This is a genomic window from Microbacterium trichothecenolyticum (assembly GCF_030818955.1).
Lineage (GTDB): Bacteria > Actinomycetota > Actinomycetes > Actinomycetales > Microbacteriaceae > Microbacterium > Microbacterium trichothecenolyticum_B.
This window is the reverse complement of sequence record NZ_JAUTBF010000001.1, coordinates 893,611-914,718: the sequence shown is the minus strand read 5'-3', so window position 1 is coordinate 914,718 and position 21,108 is coordinate 893,611. Positions and strand designations below refer to the sequence as shown.

Below are 21,108 nucleotides of genomic sequence, written 5' to 3'. Positions count from 1 at the left end.
TGAAGCGGCGCGAACCATGTCGTCTCGCCTCGTCACCCGGGGGAGGGGTCGAGGAGGAGGGCCACCGCGAACAGCACGGGCAGGCACCCGACCGTCGAGATGAATACCACGTCACGGGACAGGATCTCGCCGACACCGTAGCGCTGGGCGAAGTTGAACACGTTCTGGGCCGTGGGGAGGGCCGCGAGCACGACGACGATGAACACCTGTTCGTCGGGGAGCCCGAACCAGATCGCCACCACCCATGCCAGCAGCGGCATGGTCACGAGCTTCAGCACCGAGGCCACCACCACGTCGACACGGCGTCCGGGCTCGGTGAGCACCCGCTGGCCGTACAGCGACATTCCGTACGACATCAACAGCACGGGTACGCATGCGCCGGCGATGAGATGCAGCGGGTCGAATACGATCGGCGGCAGGTCGACGCGGAACACCGCCACGAGCACGCCGAGGGCGGAGCCGACGAGCATGGGGTTCTTCGCCGTCTGCGTCACGATGCGCCCGATCGAGCGCGACCCCGAGGTCGCGGCATCCAGGACAGCCAGGGCGAGCGGCATGAGAACGAGCAACTGGAACAGGATCACGGGCGCCGAGAACGCCGCATTGCCGAGCATGTACAGCGAAATGGGGATGCCGATGTTGTTGCTGTTCACCTGACCGGCCGACAGCGCGGCGATCACCGTCTCGCCGACGGGACGGCGCAAGAGCAGGATCGACACCAGCAGCGACACGACGATGATGAGTCCGGCGGTGATCATCGACACCGGCAGGAGCGCGGAGAACAGCGTCGCCACGTCGGCTCGGGCGAGCACCGTGAACAGCAGGAACGGCGACAGCACGAAGAACGTCAGGCGGCTGAGCACGTGCCGTGCGTGCGGACCGAGCAGGTCGATGCGGGCGATGACGTAGCCGACGACCACGGCGAGGCCGACGACCGCGAAGCCCGTGAGGACACCGGTCACGCGCGGAACACCCGGGCGGTGCGGGCGGGGGAGGAGAGCATCGGTTCGAGCGTACTGCGCGCCCGAGCCGGCTGCGGTGCGGTGGGTCGCCGGGCCGGGACTCTCGGACTACTTCTTGCCGCCGTTCGACGCCGGGCCGCCGCCCTTCTCGCCCGCGTTGCCGTTGTCGCCCTTCCCGGTGCTCTTGCCGTTGCCCTTTCCGCTTGCGTTGCCGTTGCCGTTGCCGTTGCCGTTGCCGGCATCGCTGCGTTCGCCGGGCGTGGCCGGAGGTGCGGCGGGTACGGGTGGGGCGAGCGCGACCGGTTCGTTCCCACCGTCGATCGTCTCGGTAGGGCCCGTCGATGAGTTCCATGACGAGGTAGACCTGCTCGTCGGCGTCGAGCCGAGCATCGTAGAGCGTCACGAGAGAGGGGTGGGCGAGCGCTGCGAGCACTCGCGCTTCCGACAGGCGTCGGGCCGCATCGGGGTCGTCCGCGCGGTCGTGTGGAAGAGCTTCACGGCCACATCGCGCTCGAGCACGGTGTCGCGTGCGCGGAACACCCGGCCCATGCCCCCGCAACCGATGCGGTCGGTGAGGAGGTACCGCCCGTCGAGCGTGTCGCCGGCGTGGAGCATCGATGTCTCGCGCGGGTGGCTCACCGGTTCCTCCTGATCGTCGACCCCCGGCGCACCCCCGGCGCACCCTGGCGCCCCCTGGGAACTCTAGGTTCGGCGGGGAGTTCCGCGTGGGGGGTAGCGGGCCGGCTGTGCCGGCGTCGATAGTGATCGGCGTCGACGCCGGGCGTCACCGGATGACTTCGCCGAACACCATCTCGTTGCCCCGTGGCAGATCGTGCGCGATCGTGTCGGGCTCCGAGACGACGTAAAGGCCTCGCGTCGAATTCGCGTTGAAAGAGAGCGCGTGCAGCCAGGCCGGATTGATGTGCGGCTCTCGGCTGCCGTGGTACTTGAACTGTATCGATGCGTGCGGGTGAATGTAGACGGTCGTACGCCCGCCGCCGGTGGAGAGGTCGTCTTTCCAGGTGAAGGTGAACGACTCGCCGCGTCTCACTTTCGACATGATGACGGTTTGCAGATGAGCCAGCAGCCGGTCCTCGAACTCGACCTTGGTCGCCGAGTCGTAGATAAATTTGCCCATGTCGGTCTCCATCCGGTCGCGCGGTGAGCCCTCGGCGAGAGGACGTTTACATCCACGTGACGGTCTCTCGCTACGGTCGATCACGCCGAGTCGCGCCGCATCCCCGTTGCGTCAACGTGGGTCGGTGGGATAGGGCCCCGCGCACGGACGATGACTTGTCGTGCCCACACGCGATGATGCCGATAATGCACATTATGTCAGTTCGTGGTGCGAGCGAGCGATGAGAAACGGACCTCGCGTCGTCGTGACCGCCCCCGTTCATCGCCGACGTCTCGGTCCCCTACGCGGTCGGGCAGACCGCTCGCGTCAGCGCACCCAGTTCGAGGTGACGTCGAGAACCCGCGCCCCCGACAGGTCGCTGATCGACAGGCCGGCGAAACGCACGGCGGCCTCCGACGTCTGCCAGCGGAAGCGGGGGTCGTCGGTGGTCGCGGCCTCGATCACGGTCTCGGCCGCCTCGTCCGCCGGCTGCGCGTTCGCGAACGACGCGGCGGCGCGGTCGAGGTAGGCCTGCTGCTGCGCCGCGTACGGACCGGGGGTCGCGCGGTGCACCGAGTCCACGAACGACGACGCCACCGCGGCCGGTTCGACGATGGACACGTCGATCCCGAAGGGGGCGACCACCGGGGCGAGCGACTGCATGAGCCCCTCGACGGCGAACTTCGACGCGCAGTACGCGTCGGAGAACGGCTGCCCGATCACTCCCCCGACGCTCGTCACCGTCACGATGCGGCCGCTTCGCCGTTCGCGCATTCCGGGCAGGACGAGGCGGGTCAGACGCGCGACGGAGAGGTAGTTGGTCTCGAGCTGCTCCTGCAGCTGTTCGTCGGTGAGCTGCTCGAGCGTTCCGACGGCGCCGCGACCGGCATTGTTCACCAGGATGTCGACGGGCCCCACCGCTTCCACGAGCGCCCGGGCGGCCTCGGCATCCGTCACCTCCAGGGCGCGGATGTCGAGCTCGACGCCGGCATCGGATGCCGCGGATCGCAGCGCCTCCGCGCGAGCGGGGTCGCGCACGGTGGCGACGACCGAGACACCTCGCTGGGCGAGGCCGACGGCGGTGTGGAGGCCGATACCGCTGGATGTTCCGGTGACGATGGCGAGAGTCATGCGCTCATTCTTCTCCCCCGACCTTTGTCGAGGCTATGCGTGCGCGATGAGGGGCGAGGCCCGGCTATCGCCCAGGAAGCGCTGCCAGGGTGGACGCGTGGGGGAAGAAACCGGGATGCCACCGGGGAGCGTCAGCAGGGGGCGCCGCCGGACCGTGCTCGTGGCGAGCGTCGCATATCTGCTGATGCTCGCCGTCATCGCGGTCGTGTGGCCGATATCGCTGAACAGCGAGGGCAGGCAGATCGTCATCGTCGGGCCGTGGACGGGCGACGTGATCATCACCGTCTGTGTCGTGGCATCCGTCGTCCTACTCGCTGTGATCGTGTTCGCCGTGCCCGCCCGGCGATGGTGGTGGCTCCTCCTGGCGCCGCTGCGCATCGTGGCGGTCGCGGCCGTCGCTCTCGGCGGTCTGAGCCTTCTCGTTCTGGACGAGTCGGTCACGCCGATCGTCGCGGACGGATGCGACACGGGGTACGTGGTGAGCGAGAGATCCTTCCTGTTCGCGGCGTCCGGCACGGTGCTCCGCCGGGACGGGGTCGTCGGGACGGAGGTCGGTCGCACGAGCGTCGACGACGGGCACAAGCCCCTCTCTCAGCAGTCGTACCTCGCCGTCACGGAGGGCGACACCCTGCGTGTGTGGAACACGTTCCAAAGCCGCACAGAGCATCTGAGCACGGCGTCCGAACCCTCTTTCGTCTTGCCGCGCCTGACCACGCAGACGGGGTGTGGGCTTGCGGGAGGCATCGACCCGCTGGCAGAGCCCGCGCCCACCTCGTCCCCGATCGTCGACGCCGAGGAGGGCCCGGCGCCCGCCCCGGTCGGCGACTCCCGTGAGCGGGTGGCGCGGATGGCGGCCGTGACCCTGGAGGCCGCGCAGGGAACGGCGGTGGATGCCACGGGCTCCCCCGTGCGCGCCCCGTCGGCGAGCGATCTCCCCTGTGACGGAACCACCGGCGTCGACCTCGCATTCGCCACCGACGACAATGCCGCGTCGTACGAGGCGGTCCTCGCGGCGTGGGATGCCGCCGGCTTCTTCCACGACCGCGCCATGCAGGAGGACCTGCGGGACGACGGGGTCGTGCGGCTCTCGGCGCGCGATCGCACCACGATCGACGGGCTGCTGCACTTCTCCCTCAGCGCGGAGTGCCGCGCGGGGTGACGGGCTGAGGCGCGTCCGCGTCGATGGAGCCGTTCTCACCCTCCCGGCGAGAGCTGCACCCATCCGCCGCCGAACTTCGCCTGCCGGTTGTCGCCCGACGACGTGCCCGTCAGGCGCCGTCGCACCCACGGGGCCACGTGCTCCCGGTAGTACGCCGAGCCCTTCAGCCGCTCGATCTCGGGGATGTCGCGCAGACGCCACCACTCCCCCGGGGCCTGCAGCCCGAGGGAGGTGAGAACGCGCGCTGCCACGCGGTGGTGACCGCGCGGGTTCATGTGCAGACGGTCGACCGACCAGAACTCGCCGCCGGCCAGCTCCCGGTCGAACCAGTTGTACGCGGTGATGACGTCGTCGCGCGCGGACAGGCGCTTCTCGACGGCGGACGACAGGCGGTCGCCCCGCGTCTGCAGCACCCGGCCGAGCGGCAGACCGGCCGACGGGTTCGCCCCGGACAGCACGATGAGCCGCACGCCCTCCTCGTCGCACCGGCTCAGGACGTGCTCGAACAGGCCGACGATGCCCTCGAGGTCGGCGCGCGGGCGCAGCATGTCGTTGCCGCCGCCGTTGAACGACAGGTGCGTCGGCTTCAGCGCCAGCGCCGGCTCGAGCTGCTGCTCGACGATCGGTCGGATGAGCTTGCCGCGGATCGCGAGGTTGGCGTACTGGATCGGCTCCCCCGCGGCATCCGCCCATCCCTGCGCGGCGAGGTCCGCCCACCCCCGCACGGTGCCGTCGGGTAGTTCGTCGCCGACCCCTTCGGTGAACGAGTCGCCGATCGCGACGTAGCGCACGGATGCCATCCCCCGAGCCTACGCGCGCGCCGGGTGGCCTCGAGCGTCCAAGACACGCCGCTATACGCGCCATGGTTACGGCGTTTCCTGGACGCTCAACGGGTGGGGCGGGCGCGGGGCGTCAGGCGAGCGCGCGGCCGCACTGCTCACGTAGGAAGAGCGCGGCGACCACGGCGACGGCGAAGAACGCCGCGAACACGACGAAGAGCAGCGGCGCACCGCCCAGGCCCAGCAGCGGCGGAACCGACAGCGGCGCGAGGATCGACGCGATACGGCCCACCCCGGCCGCCCACCCGGCACCGGTGGCCCGCAGCGACGTCGGGTACGTCTCGGGGGTCGCGGCGTACAGCGCACCCCAGGCACCGAGGTTGAAGAACGACAGCATCATGCCCGTCGCGATGACGGCGGCTTCCCCCGTGGCCGTGCCGAACAGCACCGCCGCCACGGCGGAACCGGCGAGGAAGGTGGCGAGCGTCGCCCGCCGTCCCCACGCCTCGATGAGCCACGCCGCCACCGCATACCCGGGCAGCTGGGCGAGCGTGATGACGAGGGTGAACCCGAACGAACGCACGAGGTCGTAGCCCTGCGCGACGAGGATCGTCGGGATCCAGATGAACGCGCCGTAGTACGAGAAGTTCACGCAGAACCACAGCACCCACAGGCTCGCGGTGCGCGCACGCAGCGCGGGCGCCCACAGTGCGCCGACCCGAGCGCGCGGGGCGGGAGCGGATGCCGCGACCCCCTCCGCCGCGGGCTCGAGCGAGATGCGACCTGCGGCGGCCTCGAGATCGCGCACGATGGCGACGGCTTCGGTGTTGCGCCCCCGTGCGGCCAGCCAGCGCGGCGATTCCGGCAGGCTCCATCGAACGATGAGGGCGTAAACGGCGGGGATCGCCCCGAGGGCGAATGCCCACCGCCAGCCGTCGGCCGACGACGGCACCACGAGGTAGCCGATGAGAGCGGCGGCGGTCCAGCCGATCGCCCAGAACGCCTCGAGGAAGACGATGAGACGGCCGCGGATACGGGCCGGGGCGAACTCGCTGACATAGGTGGAGGCGACGGGCAGCTCGGCGCCGAGTCCGAGACCCACCACGAAGCGCAGCACGAGCAGTGCGGCCAGGCCGCCCACGAGCGCGCTGGCGCCCGTTGCGAGGCCGTACACGAGCAGCGTGAGCGCGAAGACCTGACGTCGTCCGAACCGGTCCGCGAGCAGTCCGCCCAGGCTCGCTCCGATCGCCATGCCCGCGAAGCCCGCGGAGGCGATCCACGACGCCTCGGCGGGGGCGAGCTGCCACTGCACGCTCAGGGCCGCGATGATGAACGAGACGAGCCCGACGTCCATGGCATCCAGGGCCCAGCCGAGCCCCGACCCGCCGAGGATCTTCGCATGACGCCGGGTGAACGGCAGAGCATCGAGACGCTCGGACACCCGCACGGTGTCGGTGTGGGTGCTCACGAGGCGACGGGGGCGTCGGCGAGCATCTCGCGCACGAGGGGCAGCACACGGGTGCCGTAGAGCTCGATGCCCGACATCAGGCGGTCGTGTGAGATCGAGCCGCTGGCGAACTTCATCTGGAAGCGCGAGGCGCCGAGGCCCCGGACGGTCGCCGCGATCTTCGTCGCGACCGTCTCGGGTGACCCCACGTACATCGACCCCTCCGGTCCCACGTCGTGCTGGAACCGCAGGCGGTCGTACGCGGGCCATCCGCGCTCGCGTCCGATGGTGTTGTTCAGCTCGGCCACGCCCTCGTAGGCCTCGTCCCAGGCCTGCTGGTCGGTCTCGGCGACGTGACCGGGTGAGTGCACCGAGATCGGCATCGCGGGCTTGCCGAACTCCTGCAGCGACCGGCGGTACAGGTCGGCGAACGGCCGGAAGCGGGCCGACGATCCCCCGATGATGGCGAGCACGAGGCCGTAGCCGTAGCGCGCGGCGCGCACGACCGACTCGGGCGAACCCCCGACACCGACCCACGCCGTCAGGCCGTTCTCGGTCTTCGGATACACATCGGCATCTCGGAGGCCGGCCCGCGTGCGTCCCGACCACGTGACCGGCTTCTCGTCGAGAAGGAGCGAGAACAGTTCGAGCTTCTCCTCGAACAGTTGCTCGTAGTCGCTCAGGTCGTAACCGAACAGGGGGAAGGACTCGATGAACGACCCGCGCCCGAGGATGACCTCGGCACGACCGTTCGAGATGGCATCCAGGGTCGCGAAGCGCTCGTAGACACGCACCGGGTCATCGGACGACAGCACCGTGACAGCGGTGCCGAGATGGATGTCTCTCGTGCGCGCCGCGGCCGCGGCCAGCACGATCTCGGGGCTCGTGACGGCGAAGTCCTTGCGGTGGTGCTCCCCCACGCCGAAGAACGACAGCCCGACCTGGTCGGCGAGTGTCGCCTGCTCGACGACGTTGCGGATGGTCTGTGCGTCGGACAGCAGCGATCCGTCGGGGCCGCGAGAGATGTCTCCGAAGGTGTCGATACCCAGTTCGACGGGGGTGGCGTCCATGAGGTCTCCTTGCATTCGGATGAATGAACTTTACGCGAGGCCGAAACATTCCCCCGCATCGCCGAGGGGCGCCGCACTTCGCGACGCCCCTCGAGGTTCACACGGATGCCAGAGCAGCACGCAGCGTGTCGAGACCGACGCCGCCGATCTCGAGGGCGCGCGTGTGGAACTGCTTCATCGAGAAAGCCGCGCCGCGGCGCTCCTGCTCGTCGTCGCGCACCTGCTCCCAGATGCGCTGACCCACCTTGTACGACGGCGCCTGGCCGGGCCAGCCGAGATAGCGGTTGACCTCGAAACGCACGAACTCCTCGCTCATGTTGACGTTCTTGAGCATGAAGGCCAGCGCGTAGTCGTGATCCCAGACGCCGGTGCCGTCCAGGCGCGGCTTGCCCAGGTGCACGCCGATGTCGAGCACCACGCGCGCAGCCCGCATCCGCTGGCCATCGAGCATGCCCAGGCGGTCGGCGGGATCGTCGAGGTAGCCGAGCTGCTCCATGAGGCGCTCGGCGTACAGGGCCCACCCCTCGGCGTGTCCGCTCGTGCCCGCCAGCAGGCGCCGCCACGAGTTGAGCTCGGCGCGGTTGTAGACGGCCTGCGCGATCTGCAGATGGTGGCCCGGAACCCCCTCGTGATAGACCGTGGTCAGCTCGCGCCACGTGTCGAAGGTGTCGACGCCCTCGGGCACCGACCACCACATGCGACCGGGCCGAGAGAAGTCGTCGGTGGGGCCGGTGTAGTAGATGCCGCCCTCATTGGTGGGAGCGATCATGCACTCGAGCTTGCGGATGGGCTCGGCGATGTCGAAGTGCGTCCGCCCGAGCTCCTCGACGGCCTTGTCGCTCGTGCGCTGCATCCACTCCTGCAGGGCCTTCGTGCCGCGGAGTTTGCGCGACTCGTCCTTCTCGAGGAACGCGACGGCCTCTTCCACGGTGGCGCCGGGCAGGATCTCGTTCGCGATCGCCTCCTGCTCGGCGACCATGCGCGCGAGTTCCTCGACGCCCCACTCGTACGTCTCGTCGAGGTCGATCTCGGCACCGAGGAAGTGGCGCGAGTGCAGGGCGTACAGCTCACGTCCGACGCCGTCGGTCTCGCCCGCGACGGGGGCGAGCTCGGACGCGAGGAACGACCCGAGCGCGTCGTACGCCACGCGCGCGGCGCCGGCGTTGTGGTCGAGTTCGCGAGCGAGCGAGGCGGGCAGCTGTCCCTCGGCGGGGGCGGCGGTCGCGACGAACTCGGCGAAGAAGCCCGTGTCAGCGGTGTAGCGACCGATTTGCGCCAGGACCTCGCGCACCTGTCGACGAGCGGGGACGACGCCCTCGGCGATGCCGCGACGCAGGGTCTGCACGTACCCCTCGACCGCGGCGGGCAGAGCCTTCATCCGCGTCGAGATCGTGGCCCAGTCATCGACGGTGGCCGTCGGCATGAGGTCGAAGGTCGCGCGGATGTCCTGCGCGGGAGAAGCGATGACGTTCAGATCCCGCAGGTGCGTCTTCGCCTCGTGCTTTTCGATCATGAGATCGAGCTCGCGCACCAGGTCCATCTTCGTGACCGTGTCGATCGCGTCGACGGGCTCGGCGGCCTCGAGGGCGGCCTTCGTCGCGCGGGCATCGCCCACGAGGGCCTCGGCACCGTCGGGGCTGTAGTCGCCGAAGCTTGCGTTGTACTCGTCGCGTCCGATGTAGGTCGCCAGCGTCGGGATGCGCTCGGCGAGGGTGTCGACCCACGCGTCGGCGATCGTGTCGATCGGCGTGGGGGTGCGTTGTACGTCAGTCATCCTTCGAGCCTAGGGAAGCCGAAGCGGCGTCGCATCTTCGCCGCGGCCGGTCAGTGCCCCGCTTCGTCCCAGTCGCCGCCACGACCGATCTGTACGTCGAGCGGCACCGACAGTTCGGCGGCGTCGGCCATGCGCGCGCGAACGATCCGCTCCACCGCATCCCACTCCCCCGCGGCGACCTCGACGACGAGCTCGTCGTGGATCTGCAGCAGCACTCGCGAACGCAGACCAGCGGATGTCAGCTCGTCGCGGACGCGGAAGAGCGCGACCTTCATGATGTCGGCGGCGCTGCCCTGGATGGGAGCGTTCAGCGCCGCCCGCTCGGCATTCTCGCGCAGCACGCGATTCATGCTCGTGAGGTCGGGGAACGGCCGACGCCGGCCGAAGATGGTCTCGGTGTAGCCGTCTTGCCGGGCCTGCTCGACAGAGCCGCGCAGGTAGTCGCGCACGGCGCCGAAGCGGGCGAAGTATTCGAGCATGAGCTTCTTGGCCTCGGACTGCTCGATGCGCAGCTGCTTCGACAGCCCGAAGGCCGACAGGCCGTAGACCAGGCCGTACGACATGGCCTTGACCTTCGTGCGCATGGCCGGGGTCACGTCGGCCGGCTCGACGCCGAACACGCGCGCGCCGACGAAGCGGTGCAGGTCTTCACCGGAGTTGAACGCCTCGATCAGGCCGGGATCGCCCGACAGGTGCGCCATGATCCGCATCTCGATCTGCGAGTAGTCGGCCGTCAGCAGAGTCTCGTAGCCCTCGCCGACCTCGAAGGCCGCCCGGATGCGGCGGCTCTCCTCCGTGCGGATCGGGATGTTCTGCAGGTTGGGATCGGTGCTCGACAGGCGCCCCGTCTGGCTGCCGGTCTGCACGTAGGTGGTGTGAACGCGACCGTCGGGCGCCGTGGCGGCGTCGAGGGCGTCGATGATCTGCTTGAGCTTGGTCGCCTCGCGGTGCTTGAGCAGCAGGTCGAGGAAGGGATGCGGCGCGCTTTCTTGCAGGTCGGCGAGGGCCGCCGCATCCGTCGTGTATCCGCTCTTCGTCTTGCGTGTCTTGGGCAGTTGCAGCTCGTCGAACAGCACCTCTTGCAGCTGCTTCGGCGAGCCGAGGTTCACCTCGTGGCCGATGGCCGCGTACGCATCGGCGGCGAGGGCGTCGGCACGCGCGGCGAGCTCGTTCGAGAAGCTCGACAGCTTGTCGTGCGAGACCGAGACGCCGGCGAGCTCCATGTCGGCCAGTGCCGTCAGCGTCGGCAGCTCGATCTCGTCGAGCACTCGGGCCACGCTGTCGGGCATCTCGGCGCGCTGCGCCTCGGCCACGCGACGGATGAACCACGCGAGCTGGCCCGGTGTCGCGCCTTCGGTCTCGGGCACCAGCTGGGTGGGGTCGGACTCGGGGAGCTTTTCGTCGAGGAAGCGCTGCACGAGGTCGGCGAGCGTCTTGTCGGGGAAGCTGGGGCGTACGAGCCAACCGGCGAGCACGACGTCCGTCGCGATCCCCGCGACGGCGACGCCCTGTCGGGCCAGCGCCTTCACCTGGGGCTTGGCATCGGCGAACAGTTTGGGGGCGTCGGAGGCCAGCCAGGCGGCCAGGGCCTCGCGCACCGCGGGCGTCCAGTCGGCCTCGGCGGCGCTGTCGGCGGTGGCGAGGCCGACCCGCACGGGATCTCCGCCCAGCAGCGCGATGCTCACGCCGACCGCACCGTCGGCTGCGTCGGCCCACGTCGCCAGCGCCGGGCCGTCGAGAGTGGTCGGAGTGGGAGCGGTCGCGGTCGGTGTCGTCTCTTCGGCGGCGTCGCCGCCCTCGCCACCGAGTGCGTCGAACACTCGCGGCAGGAGCGTGCGGAACTCGAGGCGCGCGAAGATATCGCGTACGGCCTGCCCGTCGAGGGGACGCACCGCCAGGTCGGCGGGACCGACGTCGAGCTCGACGTCGCGCAGCAGGCGGTTGAGCGAGCGGTTGCGCTTGACGCCGTCGAGGTGCTCGCGCAGGTTGTTACCGACGACGCCGGTGATCTTGTCGGCATTGTCGAGCAGGGCGTCGAGCGAGCCCCACTGCGTCAGCCACTTCACTGCGGTCTTCTCGCCGACTTTGGGCACACCGGGCAGGTTGTCGCTGGTCTCGCCGACCAGGGCCGCGATGTCGGGGTACTGCGCGGGGGGGAGACCGTACTTCTCGATCACCGCGTCGGTGTCGTAGCGCTTCAGCTGCGACACTCCCTGCACGTTCGGGTACAGCAGCGTGACGTCGTCGGTGACGAGCTGGATGGTGTCGCGGTCGCCCGAACACACCAGCACCTCGAAGCCCTGCGCCTCACCCTGCGTCGCGAGGGTGGCGAGGATGTCGTCGGCCTCGAAGTCTTCTTTCGTCAGCACCGGCACGCCCATGGCGCGCAGGCAGTCCTGCAGCAACGGGATCTGGCCCTTGAACTCGGCGGGCGACTCGCTGCGGTTCGCCTTGTACTCGGCGTACTCGCGCGTACGGAACGACTGCCGTGACGTGTCGAAGGCGACCGCCAGGTGGGTCGGCTTCTCGGCTTTGACGAGGTTGACGAACATCGACAGGAAGCCGTAGATGCCGTTGGTGTGCTGGCCGTCTTTCGTCGAGAAGTTGTCGACCGGCAGGGCGTAGAACGCCCGGTAGGCCAACGAGTGGCCGTCGACGACGAGGAGAGTAGGCTTTTCGGCATCCGTCACCCCTCCAGCCTAACGAGGACCACGGACACTCCCCCGGCCCGGCCCCATGACCGCGACCCGACGAAGGCGACGATGAGCTCTACGACACCCGACACCAGTCCCGGCCTCGACTGGGCGAAGCGGCGCGGAATGGGCGCCCTCGCCGAGAAGATGGGCATCGAGTGGGTGGAGTTCTCGGTCGACCGCTGCGTCGCGACCATGCCCGTAGAGGGCAACACCCAGCCCATCGGCCTGCTGCACGGCGGGGCCTATGTCGTGCTCGGCGAATCCCTCGGCTCGATGGCCGCCAACCTCCACGCCGGTGCCGGGCGCGTCGCCGTCGGCGTCGACATCAACGCCACGCACACCCGTTCGGCGACATCGGGCGTCGTCACGGGTGTGTGCACGCCCATCCACCTCGGCCGATCCCTCACGGTGCACGAGATCGCGGTGTCCGATGAGCAGGGGCGGCGCTGTTCGACTATCCGCATCACGAACATGATCAAGAACGCCCCCGCGGTCTGATCCCGGAACGAGAAATGGATGCCACCGAGGTGGCATCCATTTCTCACGAAGCTGCGGTCAGCCCTTCTTCGGGGCCAGCTGCTCGATGATCGCCTTCGCGACGTCTTGCATGGTGAGACGCCGATCCATCGAGGCCTTCTGGATCCAGCGGAACGCCTCGGGCTCGCTCAGGCCCATCTTCTCGTTCAGCAGGCCCTTGGCACGGTCGACGAGCTTGCGGGTCTCGAAACGCTCGACCATGTCGGCGACCTCGGCCTCGAGCGTGATGATCTGCTCGTGACGGGCGAGCGCGATCTCGATGGCGGGCAGCAGGTCGTTCGGGGTGAAGGGCTTCACCACGTACGCCAGGGCGCCGGCCTCGCTGGCGCGCTCGACGAGCTCTTTCTGGCTGAAGGCGGTGAGCAGCACGACCGGGGCGATGTGGTTCTTGCTGAGCTTCTCGGCGGCGCTGATGCCGTCGAGCTGCGGCATCTTCACGTCCATGATGACGAGGTCGGGGCGCAGCTCCGTGGCGAGCTGGACGGCGGTCTCGCCGTCGCCGGCCTCACCGACGACGTCGAAGCCGTTGTCGCGGAGGATCTCGACGATGTCGAGGCGGATGAGCGACTCGTCTTCCGCGACGACGACGCGGCGGGGAGCCGCCGGGGCGCTGGCGGGAACGGCTTCTTGATCAGTCACGGAACCATCCTACTTCTGGGAGGGGACATTGCCCGGATGCGGCCCCCGACAGGGCGGGGTGCGATAACGGGTGCCGGTGGTGGGACTCGAACCCACACGTCTTTCGACAAAGCATTTTGAGTGCTCCGCGTCTGCCATTCCGCCACACCGGCAAGTGTGTTGCTCCCAACCTAGCGGGAGAGAACGCGACGACGCGCGCCGGGAAGCCCCGACGCGCGTCGCGAGCAGGCTTCAGACCTCTTTGTAACCGGGAGCCGCGCCGTGCACGGCATCGCCCACGCGGTGAACGCGCAGGTCGTTGGTCGAGCCCGCGATCCCGGGAGGGGAACCCGAGATGACCACGACCTTGTCGCCCACCTTGGCCAGGTCGTTCGCGAGCAGGTAGTCGTCGACCTGGAGGAACATCTTGTCGGTGTGCGACACGTGCTCCACCAGCGTCGAGCGCACGCCCCACGTCAGCGCGAGGCGACGGCGGATGCCGGGCTCGGGCGTGAACGCGATCATCGGGATGGTCGAACGCAGACGCGACATTCGACGAGCGGAGTCGCCCGACTCGGTGAACACGCACAGGTACTTCGCCTCGACGAAGTCGGCCACCTCGACGGCAGCGAGAGTGATGGCGCCACCTTGCGTGCGGGGCTTGTTCGTCAGCGGCGCGATGCGCTCGAGCCCGTGCTCCTCGGTGGAGGCCACGATGCGGGCCATGGTCTCGACGACGACGACCGGGTAGTCGCCGACACTCGTCTCGCCCGAGAGCATGACCGCGTCCGCGCCGTCGAGGACGGCGTTGGCGACGTCACTGGTCTCGGCGCGCGTGGGCACCGGGCTGTTGATCATCGACTCGAGCATCTGCGTCGCGACGATGACGGGCTTGGCCATACGGCGGGCCAGCTCGACCGCGCGCTTCTGCACGATCGGCACGGCTTCGAGCGGCAGTTCGACGCCGAGGTCGCCTCGGGCGACCATGATGCCGTCGAAGGCGTCGATGATCTCCTCGAGGTTGTCGACCGCCTGCGGCTTCTCGATCTTGGCGATCACGGGCACGTAGCGTCCCTCTTCGGCCATGATCTCGTGCACGCGCTCGATGTCCTTGGCATCGCGCACGAACGACAGCGCGATCAGGTCGGCACCGGCCTTCAGACCCCAGCGCAGGTCGGCCTCGTCCTTCTCGCTCAGGGCGGGGACGTTGACCGCGACACCGGGCAGGTTGATGCCCTTGTTGTTCGAGACCGGGCCGCCGACGACGACGCGGGTGGTCACGACCGTGCCGTCGGTCTCGACGACCTCGACGCGGACCTTGCCGTCGTCGATGAGCAGGAAGTCGCCGGGGCGCACGTCTTGCGGGAGGCCCTTGAACGTGGTGCCGACGATCTCCTTGGTGCCGAGGATGTCCTCGACGGTGATCTTGAAGATGTCGCCGGGAAGCAGGTCGTGCGGACCGTTCTCGAACTTGCCGAGGCGGATCTTCGGGCCCTGCAGGTCGACGAGGGCGGCGACCGGTCGGCCGGCGTCCTCGGCCGCCTTGCGCACGTTGGCGAAGTTGGCGTCGTGCACGGAATAGTCTCCGTGGCTGAGGTTGAGTCGGGCGACGTCCACCCCGGCGTCGATGATGGCGCGAACCATCTCATACGACGACGTGGCGGGCCCGAGTGTTGCGACGATCTTGGCGCGTCTCATCCGTTTTCAAGCTCCGTGAGGATTTCGGGAAGTGGCCGGATCGGCCCTTGCCAGCTTAGGCGGGCAGCAGGCCGATGGCGACATCGGTCGGGCGCACCGGCGCGGGAAGCACCGTCTCGCCCATGAGGAACGTGTCGACCTCGGCGGCGGCCGCGCGGCCCTCGGCGATGGCCCACACGATGAGCGACTGGCCGCGACCGGCGTCGCCCGCGACGAAGACGCCCGGCGTCGACGTGGCGTAGGTGGCGTCGCGCTCGACGTTGCCGCGATTCGTGAAACGCGTGCCCAGCTGGTCGCCCAGGTGCTCGCGCTCGGGACCGGTGAAGCCCATCGCGATGAGTACCAGGTCGGCCGGGATCTCGCGCTCGGTGCCGCTCTTGGGCACGCGGCGACCGTCGACGTACTCCGTCTCGGCCACCCGCAGCGCGCGGACCTCTCCCGCGGCGTTGCCGAGAAACTCCACGGTCGAGGCGAGGAACGTGCGCTCCCCGCCTTCTTCGTGGGCCGAGGCCATCTCGAACAGGTTCGGCATCATCGGCCACGGCTGATCCGCCGGACGCTCGGACGGCGGTTGCTTGCCGATCGCGAGGTTGGTCACGCTCAGCGCGCCCTGGCGGTGCGCGGTGCCGATGCAGTCGGCGCCGGTGTCGCCGCCGCCGATGACGACCACGTGCTTGCCCTCGGCCGTGATCTGCTGCGGGACCTGGTCGCCCGCGACGGCCTTGTTGCCCTCGACGAGGTACTCCATGGCGAAGTGCACGCCCTCGAGGTCGCGGCCGGGGATGGGCAGGTCGCGCGGCACCGTCGCGCCGGTGGCGACGACGACCGCGTCGTACCGTGCGCGCAGGTCGCTCCAGGAGATGTCTTTGCCGATCTCGACGCCCGCGCGGAAGCGTGTGCCCTCGGCCTGCATCTGACGCAGACGCAGCTCGAGGTGGCGCTTCTCCATCTTGAAGTCGGGGATGCCGTAGCGCATCAGACCGCCGATGCGGTCGTCGCGCTCGAACACCGCGACCGTGTGACCGGCGCGCGTGAGCTGCTGCGCGGCGGCGAGACCGGCGGGGCCGGAGCCGACGACGGCGACCGTCTTACCGGTCAGGCGCTCCGGCGGCTCGGGCTCGACCCAGCCGTTCGAGAACGCCTCGTCGATGATCGAGACCTCGACCTGCTTGATGGTCACGGGCGGCTGGTTGATCCCCAGCACGCACGAGCTCTCGCAGGGAGCAGGGCACAGGCGCCCGGTGAACTCCGGGAAGTTGTTGGTCGCGTGCAGGCGCTCGATCGCCGCGCGACCCTCGCCGCGCCACGTGAGGTCGTTCCACTCGGGGATGAGGTTCCCGAGCGGGCACCCCTTGTGGCAGAACGGAATGCCACAGTCCATGCACCGACCGGCCTGGCGCTTGATGACGGCCGAATCACCCGGCTCGTACACCTCTTTCCAGTCCATGATGCGCACGGGCACCGGTCGACGCTTCGGGAGCTCGCGCTCCGTGGTCTTGAGAAAGCCCTTCGGGTCAGCCACCCGTCACCTCCAGAATGCGCGTCCAGACGACGTCGCCGTCGGGGTCGAGCCCCTCGGCCACCGCCTCCTGGCGGGTCTGCAGCACAGCGGCGTAATCGCGCGGCAGCACCCGGACGAAGTTGTCCACCTCGACCTCGAAGTCGTCGAGCAGACGACGGGCCAGCGTGGAATCGGTCTCCGCGACGTGCTTCTCGAGCAGGTCGCGCAGGATCTCGGCATCCCCCGATCCGAGGGCACCGAGCACGAGTTCACCGGATGCCAGTGCCTCGCGGTTCACCAGGTCGCGGTCGAGCTTGTAGATGTAGGCCTGTCCCCCCGACATGCCGGCGCCGAGGTTGCGGCCCGTGGCACCCAGGATGACGGCCAGACCGCCGGTCATGTACTCGAGCGCGTGGTCGCCCACGCCCTCGACGACCGCGGTGGCACCGGAGTTGCGCACGAGGAAGCGCTCGCCCACGACACCGTTGAGGAACATCTGTCCCTGCGTGGCGCCGTAGCCGATGACGTTTCCGGCGATGACGTTCTGCGACGCCTCGAAGCTCGACGAGCGTGGCGGCCGCACGACGATCGTGCCGCCCGACAGGCCCTTGCCGACGTAGTCGTTCGAGTCGCCCTCGAGGCGCAGCGTGATGCCGGCGGGCATGAACGCGCCGAACGACTGTCCGGCCGATCCGGTCAGACGCACGTCGATGGAGTTCTCGGGGAGACCGTGCTCGCCGCGCGCCTTGGTGACGTGATGGCCGAGCATGGTCCCCACCGCGCGCGCGGTGTTGCGGATCGGCAGGTCGATCGTGATCTGACCGCCGTGCGCGATCACGTCCTGTGCGCGCTCGATGAGCTGCACGTCGAAGTGCTCGTCGAGCTCGTGGTTCTGGTCGCGACCGTGGCGGCGCGGCTCGTCGTCGGCGAAGCGGGGGCCCTCGAGGATCGGCGCGAGATTGAGACCGCGCGCCTTCCAGTGCTGGATCGCCTCGTTGACATCGAGCAGCTCCGTGCGACCGACGATCTCGTCGATGGAGCGGTAGCCCAGAGCGGCGAGGTACTCGCGCACCTCCTGTGCGATGAACTCCATGAAGTTCACGATGTACTCGGCTTTGCCGGTGAAGCGCGAGCGCAGCACGGGGTTCTGCGTCGCGACGCCCACGGGGCACGTGTCGAGGTGGCACACGCGCATCATGATGCAGCCCGACACCACGAGGGGGGCCGTGGCGAAGCCGAACTCCTCGGCGCCCAGGAGCGCTCCGATGATGACGTCGCGACCGGTCTTCATCTGACCGTCGACCTGCACCACCACGCGGTCGCGCATGCCGTTGAGCATCAGCGTCTGCTGCGTCTCGGCCAGGCCCAGCTCCCACGGCGTGCCCGCGTGCTTGAGGGAGTTCATCGGGCTCGCGCCCGTGCCGCCGTCTTGACCCGACACGAGGATGACGTCGCTCAGCGCCTTGGCCACACCGGCCGCGACCGCACCGATGCCCGACTGGCTGACGAGCTTGGTGTGGATGCGGGCCTTGGGGTTGGCGCGCTTGAGGTCGAAGATGAGCTGCTTCAGGTCTTCGATCGAGTAGATGTCGTGGTGCGGCGGCGGCGAGATGAGCCCGACGCCCGCGGTGGCGTGACGCGTGCGCGCCACCCACGGGTACACCTTGGTCGGCGGCAGCTGACCGCCCTCGCCGGGCTTGGCGCCCTGGGCGAGCTTGATCTGGATGTCGTCGGCCTCGGTGAGGTACAGGCTCGTGACGCCGAAGCGACCGGATGCCACCTGCTTGATGGCGCTGCGACGGGTGGGGTCGAGAAGACGGTCGACGTCCTCACCGCCCTCGCCGGTGTTCGACTTGCCGCCGATCTGGTTCATCGCGACGGCGAGCACCTCGTGAGCCTCTTTCGAGATCGAGCCGTAGCTCATCGCCCCGGTCGAGAAACGCTTGACGATCGCCGAGACCGGCTCGACCTCGTCGATCGGCACGGCCGGGCGGACGCCCGTGCGCAGCCCGAACAGGCCGCGCAGCGTCTTCAGCTCGTGGGCCTGGTCGTCGATCAGCTGCGTGTACTCGCGGAAGATGTCGTACCGGCGTTCGCGCGTGGCGTGCTGCAGACGGAAGACCGTGTCGGGGTTGAACAGGTGGGGAGCCCCGTCGCGACGCCACTGGTACTCGCCGCCCGTCCACAAGCGCTCGTGCGCACGCGCCGCGGCGTCTTCGGGGTAGGCGTACTCGTGACGTGCGGCGTTCTCGGCGGCGATGACGTCGAGTCCGACACCGCCGAGCTTCGACTCGGTGCCCGCGAAGTACGCGTCGACGAACTCACGCGAGAGACCGACGGCTTCGAAGACCTGAGCACCGGCGTACGACGACACCGTCGAGATGCCCATCTTCGACATGATCTTCAGCACGCCCTTGCCGAGCGCGTAGATCAGGTTCTTGACGGCCTTCTCGGGGGTCACGCCGGTGATGAATCCGGCGCGCACGAGGTACTCGACGGTCTCCATCGCGAGGTACGGGTTGACCGCGGAGGCACCGAAACCGATGAGGGTGGCCACGTGATGCACCTCGCGCACGTCACCGGCCTCGACCACGAGACCGACCTTCATGCGGGTCTCTTTGCGGATGAGGTGGTGGTGCACGGCCGAGATCATCAGCAGCGAGGGGATGGGCGCGAGGTCTTTGTTCGAGTCACGGTCGCTGAGCACGATGAACTCGGCGCCGTCTTCGATGGCCTGGTCGACCTCGGAGCACATTTGCGAGAGGCGCTTCTGCAGACCCTTGTGACCGGCCTCGACGCGGTACAGACCGCGGATCGTCACCGACGAGCGGCCCGGGAGGGCGGTGTCGATGTGCTGGATCTTTGCCAACTCGTCGTTGTCGATCACGGGGAAGTCGAGCGTCACCGTGCGGGTGTGCTCCGGGCCCCAGTCGAGGAGGTTGCGCTCGGGACCGAGTCCCAGTGACAGCGAGGTGACGACCTCTTCGCGGATCGAGTCCAGCGGCGGGTTGGTGACCTGCGCGAACTGCTGGGTGAAGTAATCGAACAGCAGGCGCGGACGGTCGCTCAGCACGGCGACGGGCGCGTCACTGCCCATGGCGCCCAGCGGCTCGGCGCCGCCCTGGCCCATCGGGGTCAGCAGCAGGCGCACCTCTTCTTCGGTGTAGCCGAAGGTGCGCTGGCGGCGGGTGATCGAGGCGATGGGGTGCACGATGTGCTCGCGCTCGGGCAGTTCGCTGAGCTTGACCCGGCCCTTGTCGAGCCACTCCTGCCACGGCTGCGCCGCGGCGAGCTCCGCCTTGATCTCCTCGTCTTCGACGATGCGGCCCTGGGCGGTGTCGACGAGGAACATGCGGCCCGGCTGCAGGCGCCCGCGGCGCTTGATGCGCTCGGGGGCGAAGTCGAGCACGCCCGTCTCGGAACCGATGACGACGAGGCCGTCGGTGGTCTCGGTCCAGCGTCCCGGACGCAGACCGTTGCGGTCGAGGGTGGCGCCGACGAGGGTTCCGTCGGTGAAGATGAGCGCGGCGGGGCCGTCCCACGGCTCCATCTGCATGGAGTGGTAGTCGTAGAAGGCGCGCAGATCGGGGGCGATCGTGGCCTGCTTCTCGTACGCCTCGGGGACCATCATCATGATCGCGTGCGGCAGGCTCCGGCCGGTGAGCGTCAAGAGCTCGAGCACCTCGTCGAAGGATGCCGAGTCGCTGGCGCCCTCGGTGCAGATCGGCAGCAGCGGACGCACGTCGCCGATCAGCGCGGACTCGAGCTGCGACTGGCGGGCACGCATCCAGTTGCGGTTGCCCTTGACGGTGTTGATCTCACCGTTGTGGGCGAGCATGCGCAGCGGCTGCGCGAGCGGCCACGACGGGAACGTGTTGGTCGAGTACCGCGAGTGCACGACGGCGAGCTCGGAGGCGAAGCGCTCGTCTTGCAGGTCGGGGTAGAACGGCTCGAGCTGGAGCGTCGTGACCATGCCCTTGTACCCGAGGGTGCGGCTCGACAGCGAGACGAAGTAGGCGTCGAGCTCGTGACGCGCGCGCTTTCGCAGACGGTAGACACGACGGTCGAGCGCGATGCCCGACAGGGCGGGCTGGTCGCCCACCGCAGGGCGCGAAACGAACAGCTGCTCGAACGCCGGGCGCGCCTCGTAAGCGAGCTTGCCGAGGTTCTCGGGCTCGACCGGCACCTCACGCCAGCCGAGCACCACGAGGTTCTCGTGACGGGCGATCTCTTCGATCCCGGCCTTCATGGCGGTGCGCTCGTCGTGGCCGAGCGGCAGGAACACCATTCCGGCGGCGTACTCCCCCACCGGCGGCAGGTCGAAGTCGACGACGGCACGAAGGAACGCGTCGGGCATCTGCGTGAGGATGCCCGCGCCGTCGCCGGTGCCGGCGTCGGAGCCGATGGCGCCGCGGTGCTCGAGATTGCGCAGCGCCGTCAGTGCCAGATCGATGATGTCGTGACCGGCTTCGCCGCGGAGAGTCGCCACCATGGCGAGGCCACAGGCGTCTTTCTCGAACGACGGGTCGTACATTCCCTGTCGGGCCGGGAATGAGCCTCCGACGGTGTCGGAACGCAGGCTGGAAGCCATATCAACCGTCCTCACGTTGATGCTTCGG

The 21,108-nt window shown here is 69.0% G+C and carries 16 protein-coding genes and 1 tRNA gene; 2 read left to right on the top strand and 15 right to left on the bottom strand.

The genetic code is table 11. The annotated features are described in order from the left end of the window. Positions 1–32 precede the first annotated feature (32 nt). The 5 genes from QE412_RS04405 to QE412_RS04385 form a co-directional block, all read right to left on the bottom strand. Positions 33–962: an AEC family transporter gene (locus QE412_RS04405; RefSeq protein WP_307480620.1), complete on the bottom strand. Its 930-nt coding sequence runs from the start codon at positions 960–962 to the stop codon at positions 33–35. A gap of 108 nt (positions 963–1,070) precedes the next feature. Next, positions 1,071–1,352 carry a hypothetical protein gene (locus tag QE412_RS04400; protein ID WP_307480618.1) on the bottom strand — a complete coding sequence of 94 codons (282 nt, stop codon included), beginning with the start codon at positions 1,350–1,352 and terminating at the stop codon, positions 1,071–1,073. A gap of 9 nt (positions 1,353–1,361) precedes the next feature. After that, on the bottom strand, positions 1,362–1,601 hold the full coding sequence (locus QE412_RS04395; protein WP_307480616.1) for a hypothetical protein: 240 nt from the start codon (positions 1,599–1,601) through the stop codon (positions 1,362–1,364). Between the two features lie 145 nt (positions 1,602–1,746). Beyond that, positions 1,747–2,112, bottom strand: coding sequence for a DUF7882 family protein (locus QE412_RS04390; RefSeq protein WP_373426531.1), 366 nt, complete (start codon positions 2,110–2,112; stop codon positions 1,747–1,749). A gap of 294 nt (positions 2,113–2,406) precedes the next feature. Continuing rightward, positions 2,407–3,210, bottom strand: coding sequence for an SDR family oxidoreductase (locus QE412_RS04385; protein ID WP_307480614.1), 804 nt, complete (start codon positions 3,208–3,210; stop codon positions 2,407–2,409). A 97-nt stretch (positions 3,211–3,307) separates the two neighbouring features. Here QE412_RS04385 and QE412_RS04380 point away from each other — a divergent pair, with 97 nt between their 5' ends. Then, positions 3,308–4,369, top strand: a complete 1,062-nt coding sequence (locus QE412_RS04380) for a hypothetical protein (protein WP_307480610.1) — start codon at positions 3,308–3,310, stop codon at positions 4,367–4,369. A gap of 35 nt (positions 4,370–4,404) precedes the next feature. Here the strand turns inward: QE412_RS04380 and QE412_RS04375 are convergent, their stop codons facing one another. The 5 genes from QE412_RS04375 to polA form a co-directional block, all read right to left on the bottom strand. Further along, positions 4,405–5,169: an SGNH/GDSL hydrolase family protein gene (locus tag QE412_RS04375; RefSeq protein ID WP_307480607.1), complete on the bottom strand. Its 765-nt coding sequence runs from the start codon at positions 5,167–5,169 to the stop codon at positions 4,405–4,407. Between the two features lie 112 nt (positions 5,170–5,281). Further along, positions 5,282–6,616, bottom strand: a complete 1,335-nt coding sequence (locus tag QE412_RS04370) for an MFS transporter (protein WP_307480604.1) — start codon at positions 6,614–6,616, stop codon at positions 5,282–5,284. Next, the gene (locus tag QE412_RS04365) at positions 6,613–7,665 is read right to left on the bottom strand and encodes an LLM class flavin-dependent oxidoreductase (RefSeq protein ID WP_307480601.1); all 1,053 of its coding nucleotides are present in this window, start codon (positions 7,663–7,665) and stop codon (positions 6,613–6,615) included. The genes QE412_RS04370 and QE412_RS04365 overlap by 4 nt, the downstream gene beginning before the upstream one ends. A gap of 97 nt (positions 7,666–7,762) precedes the next feature. Beyond that, positions 7,763–9,439: a DUF885 domain-containing protein gene (locus tag QE412_RS04360; RefSeq protein WP_307480598.1), complete on the bottom strand. Its 1,677-nt coding sequence runs from the start codon at positions 9,437–9,439 to the stop codon at positions 7,763–7,765. A gap of 50 nt (positions 9,440–9,489) precedes the next feature. Beyond that, the gene (gene polA, locus QE412_RS04355) at positions 9,490–12,129 is read right to left on the bottom strand and encodes a DNA polymerase I (protein WP_307480595.1); all 2,640 of its coding nucleotides are present in this window, start codon (positions 12,127–12,129) and stop codon (positions 9,490–9,492) included. A gap of 72 nt (positions 12,130–12,201) precedes the next feature. On the opposite strand from polA, the gene QE412_RS04350 reads away from it, so the two are divergent. Continuing rightward, positions 12,202–12,633 (top strand): hotdog fold thioesterase, encoded by a 432-nt coding sequence (locus tag QE412_RS04350; protein WP_307480592.1) that lies wholly within the window; start codon positions 12,202–12,204, stop codon positions 12,631–12,633. Between the two features lie 57 nt (positions 12,634–12,690). Here the strand turns inward: QE412_RS04350 and QE412_RS04345 are convergent, their stop codons facing one another. The 5 genes from QE412_RS04345 to gltB form a co-directional block, all read right to left on the bottom strand. Beyond that, entirely contained in the window at positions 12,691–13,311 is a 621-nt protein-coding gene (locus tag QE412_RS04345; RefSeq protein WP_307480589.1) for an ANTAR domain-containing response regulator, read from the bottom strand. 71 nt (positions 13,312–13,382) lie between these two features. Further along, a tRNA-Leu gene (locus QE412_RS04340) sits at positions 13,383–13,463 on the bottom strand. 79 nt (positions 13,464–13,542) lie between these two features. Beyond that, complete coding sequence (gene pyk / locus QE412_RS04335; protein ID WP_307480587.1) at positions 13,543–14,988, bottom strand: pyruvate kinase; 1,446 nt, start codon at positions 14,986–14,988, stop codon at positions 13,543–13,545. A 55-nt stretch (positions 14,989–15,043) separates the two neighbouring features. Beyond that, a complete protein-coding gene (locus QE412_RS04330) occupies positions 15,044–16,510 on the bottom strand; it encodes a glutamate synthase subunit beta (protein WP_307480584.1) in 1,467 nt (488 codons plus the stop codon). Beyond that, complete coding sequence (gltB, locus tag QE412_RS04325) at positions 16,503–21,080, bottom strand: glutamate synthase large subunit (RefSeq protein ID WP_307480581.1); 4,578 nt, start codon at positions 21,078–21,080, stop codon at positions 16,503–16,505. The genes QE412_RS04330 and gltB overlap by 8 nt, the downstream gene beginning before the upstream one ends. Positions 21,081–21,108: the final 28 nt, after the last annotated feature.